Source organism: Nocardia sp. NPDC060220 (assembly GCF_042727815.1).
Taxonomy (GTDB): Bacteria; Actinomycetota; Actinomycetes; order Mycobacteriales; family Mycobacteriaceae; genus Nocardia.
In genome coordinates this window covers 1-1,119 of the sequence record NZ_JBHWZY010001361.1, presented here as the reverse complement: position 1 = coordinate 1,119, position 1,119 = coordinate 1, and the positions used below count along the sequence as shown (strand labels likewise).

Below are 1,119 nucleotides of genomic sequence, written 5' to 3'. Positions count from 1 at the left end.
GCGTCACGAAGTTCAAAACTAGTCGAAGCTGTTCATTTGATGCCTACGCATCAACAACCCGAAGCCTCAGCCTCTCGAACTTGACGTCTATGCATCAACCCTGCCAGCCCTTCGTGCGGTCCCCCTGGGCTGCAACCGACAGGCCCGCGATCCACGACCCAGCCCGATTCGCATCCTCAGCCGCAGACGCCAACTGCGCGCCGCCCGGCGCCGAAACTCGTCGACACACACCGAGCAGGCTGTGCGCGATGAGGTAATCGAACGAAACCGCGTCGAGGTCTCCGGCTGGCAATCCCAGTACCAGCGAATCGAGGACGAACTCGACGATCCGCGATCACTCGCTCTGCCCGACTGGGCGACCCTGACCCAGCTGTCGGCTGCGCTTGTCGCGGCCTCGTCTGACCAGTTCCAGGGCTGGGGCGACGTGGTGACGTTCGCCGCGTGCACAGCGTCCCGTATCGGGGAGGTGTCCGGCGTCCGCGTCAAGGACATCGACACCGAGCAATGGATCTGGAACCTTCGGCGCCAGACCTCACCGGGACCGGGCGGCAGGCTGGACAAGGGCACGAAAGGCAAGCGCGCACGCCGTGTTCCGATCGTCGAGGAGCTTCGCCCGATGCTGCTGGACAGGATTCAGGCGCGCCAGGACAAGCCTGTCGCTCGTTTGTTCGCTGGGCCGCGCGGCGGCCGGATACAAACAGGGGTCCTGCGCAAGGCGACGCATTGGGACACCGTGGTCACCGAACTCGGCTACGAACACCTGCGCCGGCACGACCTCCGGCACACCGGGCTCACCTGGTTCGCGGACGCCGGGGTACCGGTCTACCGCCTGCAGCAGATCGCTGGGCACTCCGACCCGCGCATCACCCAGCGGTATCTCCATCCCGACATCGTGGCGCTGCAGGCTGACGGTGACATGCTCTCGGCGCACCTGAAAACGCCGAAACGGTCCCAAAATGGTCCCAAGCTCCGACTTGTCCAATAACGAAAAATACCCTCCGACCCAGGTCGGAGGGTATTCTTCTTGGTCGGGCTGACAGGATTTGAACCTGCGACCACCTGACCCCCAGTCAGGTTCGCTCCCAAGCTGCGCCACATCCCGATCTTGCCCCCGTCTCC

At 64.3% G+C, this 1,119-nt stretch carries 1 protein-coding gene and 1 tRNA gene; one reads left to right on the top strand and one right to left on the bottom strand.

The features are described 5' to 3' along the window. Positions 1-241: 241 nt before the first annotated feature. On the top strand, positions 242-985 hold the full coding sequence (locus tag ACFWF3_RS36795; protein WP_379318858.1) for a site-specific integrase: 744 nt from the start codon (positions 242-244) through the stop codon (positions 983-985). Between the two features lie 40 nt (positions 986-1,025). Here the strand turns inward: ACFWF3_RS36795 and ACFWF3_RS36790 are convergent. Next, positions 1,026-1,102 (bottom strand) — tRNA-Pro (locus tag ACFWF3_RS36790). Positions 1,103-1,119: the final 17 nt, after the last annotated feature.